4 protein-coding genes and 1 pseudogene are annotated in these 3,638 nt (G+C 50.1%); all 5 read right to left on the minus strand.

Translation table 11 applies throughout. The features are described 5' to 3' along the window. Window positions 1–545, minus strand: a 545-nt coding sequence (miaA, locus tag ABYP73_RS12255) for a tRNA (adenosine(37)-N6)-dimethylallyltransferase MiaA (RefSeq protein WP_372974519.1), incomplete at its 3' end; no start/stop codon positions are given. After that, on the minus strand, window positions 545–1,381 hold the full coding sequence (locus ABYP73_RS12260; protein WP_372944343.1) for an ion transporter: 837 nt from the start codon (window positions 1,379–1,381) through the stop codon (window positions 545–547). The genes miaA and ABYP73_RS12260, both read right to left, overlap by 1 nt. After that, window positions 1,381–2,511: an exonuclease domain-containing protein gene (locus ABYP73_RS12265; RefSeq protein ID WP_372944342.1), complete on the minus strand. Its 1,131-nt coding sequence runs from the start codon at window positions 2,509–2,511 to the stop codon at window positions 1,381–1,383. Before ABYP73_RS12265 ends, ABYP73_RS12260 begins: the two co-directional genes overlap by 1 nt. Before the next feature lie 24 nt (window positions 2,512–2,535). Then, entirely contained in the window at window positions 2,536–3,189 is a 654-nt protein-coding gene (locus ABYP73_RS12270) for a YggS family pyridoxal phosphate-dependent enzyme (RefSeq protein WP_372974520.1), read from the minus strand. A gap of 8 nt (window positions 3,190–3,197) precedes the next feature. After that, window positions 3,198–3,638 (minus strand): annotated as a pseudogene (locus ABYP73_RS12275) (DUF1015 domain-containing protein); the annotation flags it as partial.

The following is a 3,638-nucleotide window of genomic DNA, read 5'->3' on the forward strand; positions in this document are numbered from 1 at the left end:
CTCCCGAGATAGGATGAATACGGATTTCCCGTACCCCGGCAAACTTCCAGGGCCCTGATGACCCGTTGTGGGTTTTGCAGGTCTGCCTTTTTTGCGTAGACAGGGTCCGATTCAAGAAGTTCTTTTTGCAGTTTGGCAAGACCCTTATCCCGTAACTCCTGTTTGAGCTGGGTGCGGATGGAGGGGTCTATTTCCGGAAAGGAGTCAAAACCGTGAAGGACGGCATCGATGTACAGCCCGCTGCCCCCGGCCATGATGACGATGTCATGTAGTTTAAAAAGTTCTTCGAGCTTCTTCAGTGCATCCCTTTCGAAATCCCCTACAGAGTAGGGATCTTGGATACTGATATGCTGGATGAAGTGATGGGGGACTGCCCTGAGTTCTTCATCGGATGGCACTGCTGTTCCAATACGCATCTCCTTAAAAAACTGCCTGGAATCTGCGGAAATGATCTCCGTATTGTAGTGTTCAGCGAGTTTGATCGCCAGGGCCGTTTTGCCTATCCCGGTGGGACCCGCAATTACCAGGAGGGTTTTCCGAACCATCATTCATCCTTTAACCTGAGCCCGCAGACACGGCAATAGTGGGCGTCTTCCTTGAGTATGGCCGTGGCGCATTCCGGACAGGTACGCTCCTTGAGCTTCTGACCCTTCCTTCTGCTCCGGTCTGTGACGTATTCCGCACTCACGATCCCGGTCGGTACCGCGATCACCCCGTAACCCACAATCATGATGATGGTGGCGATGAACTGCCCCAGTCCGGTTTCCGGGGAAATATCTCCGTATCCCACGGTGGTAAGTGTGACGATCGTCCAATACACGCTGTGAGGAATGCTGTTAAATCCATGTTCGGGGCCTTCTACCAGGTACATGATCGTGCCGAGCATAACGGAGAGAACAAGGACGAAGAAGACAAAGACAAAGATCTTGGTCCTGCTCCCTTTCAGGGCCCTCAGGAGATTGTTGGATTCCCCTACGAACCGAACAAGCTTCAGGATTCTGAAGATCCGCAAGAGCCTCAGCGCCCTGAAGGCCGTCATGTATTGTGAACCACCGATAATAACCGAGAGATACTTTGGGATGGTGGAAATGAAGTCGATAACCCCGAAGAAACTAAATATGTATTTCTTGGGAGTTTTGATGCAGATGATCCGCAGGATGTATTCGATGGTAAAAAGGATGGTCACGATCCACTCCGAAATGTTCAAAAATTCGTGGTACTTCTGGTCGATACGCGGAACACTCTCCAGCATCACGATGATCACACTGTAGACGATGACCACCAGGAGTACGATATCGAATAGCTTACCGGCCGAGGTATGCGTGCCGTAGATGACCTCGTGCAACTTGGATTTCCAATCGTTTTGCCTTTGTTTTCCCATCAGTCGGGTGAATTGATTTCGATGATGTCAACCACCTTTTTATACGTAAGATAGAGTTCTACCTGTTTTATGACCTCCACACCTCCATTAACCGGTGTTAGGATGGATTCCAGGATACGCAGGTTATTGATCTGATGGTTGAGTTCGTAGAACCCCATCCCTTTAACCTGCCCGTTTTTGATCAGTACTGCACTTCGTTCCCCTGTTTCCCTGCCTTTGTCGACTACCATGACATCCTTCCCATCAAGGCAGTACGGTTCCTTCTGTTGGTTAACCTCTCCGTTGTGATTCGGCAGAAGGGCAAGGTCTTCCCCGTTAACCCTATATTTGGGAGGATTCCTCTTGATTTCCTCATTTACTTTCAGGTACGCCACCAGTTCATTGCCCGTGAGTTCAAAAGTTACTTTTCGGGTTTCCTTCTGCAGATTTCTGCCGGTCTCGGTGTCTGAGGTAAAGTGCTGGTTAATCCTTTTCTTGATGTCTGTACTCTTCCCGATATATATGATCTTCCGGTCCTTGTTGAACATATAATAGACCCCGGTTTCTGAAGGCATCTGGTCTACGATCCTCAACTGTCTCTGGCTGAGCTCTCCCAGGGTCTCGGCCCTGGTGACCTCCCTGATAATGGTCTTGTCGAGGTCCTTGTTCAGCAACACCTTGAATAATTTTAGGGTGGCCAGGGCATCTCCGTTAGCCCTGTGGCGGTCGCTCACGGGGATCCCCAGGGAACGTACCAGTTTTCCCAGGCTGTGCGACTCTGCCTCCGGGATCAGTTGTTTGGCCAGGTCGACTGTACACAGGGTCTTCCGCTCAAAATTATAACCGAGTCGCCTGAACTCTGTTCGCAGGATGCGATAATCGAACTGGGCATTGTGGGCTACGAGGGTGGTCCCTTCTGTGATCTCGACAATGCGTTTCGCTACTTCGTGGAATTTTGGAGCCGAGTGCAGCATTTTGCTGTTGATCCCGGTAAGGTTGACTACAAAGGGTTGAATCTCCCTTTCCGGATTGACCAGGGATATGAATTTATCTACCACCCGATGCCCGTCGAACTTGTGGATCGCGATTTCCGTGATCCCTTCCTCATTGTATTTCCCTCCGGTGGTCTCTATGTCTAGGATCGAATACATCCGATGTTGTGGTTCTCCTGAATTTTATTGCCTTTCTCCAAAGATACTACTTCCTATCCTTACCATGGTGCTTCCTTCTTCCAGGGCGACCTTATAATCCCCGCTCATCCCCATGGAAAGGATGCTGATCCCAGGCAGTACCTCTCTCAGCGTCTCGAACATGACCTTGAGAGAGTGGAATTCCTTTCGGATCACTTCCACCTTGTCTGTGAAAGTAGCCATGCCCATCAGGCCTTTTACCTGGACATGCTTTAATTCGCCGAATTCAGGGCTGCCTATCAGGGTCTGCAATTCCTGTTCATCCAGTCCGAATTTGGTTTCTTCCCTGGCGATGTAGACCTGGAGCAGGCATGGGATCACCCTTTTGTGTTTCCTTCCCTGCTTGTTGATCTCCCTGAGGAGTTTCAGGCTGTCAACCCCATGCACCAGGCTGACATAGGGGGCCATATATTTTACCTTGTTCCTCTGTACGTGACCGATCATATGCCAGGAGATATCCTTGGGTAAGGCCTCCCATTTCTCTGTCATTTCCTGTATCCTGTTCTCGCCGAAGATGCGCTGACCCGCCTCATAGGCCTGCATGATCTCCTCTTTCGACTTCGTCTTGGAGACCGCGACAAGTTCCACGTGTTCCGGCAGGTCCTTCCTGATCTCCTTCAAGTTTTCTGCTATGGACATGGTGTATTCTATAATTCGTAAATGGTCAGGCCACTTTTAAGTTTGGGTTCTATATAAGTGCTTTTAGGGGGCATAACCAATTGGGCATCTGCAACGGCCTTGATCTCTTCGATGGTGATGGGCACGAGGTTGAACCCAACCTGGAAGTTCCCCCTGTCGATCTCAGTCTTCATCCTCATCACGTTGTGCTTGCCGTATCCGTACTGTATGCGCCTGTCATTCCTCAGGTCCGTGATACCCAGGATCGGCTCCAGGATGGTCTTATAAAGGATGTGCGTATCGAGTTTGCTCAAAGGGTCGTCCAGGGGCAGGATATGCCTGCGCAGGTAGAGGGAATAGAAATCCCCGTCCAGGTACATGCTAAAATGGTGTTTTTTACTGGGTTTGTACAGCTCGTGGTCCGTTTTCTTGATGCGGTAGAATTCATCGAGCCTCATCAGGAAGGATTC

Source organism: Muriicola sp., from assembly GCF_041567615.1.
Taxonomy (GTDB): Bacteria; Bacteroidota; Bacteroidia; order Flavobacteriales; family Flavobacteriaceae; genus Muriicola.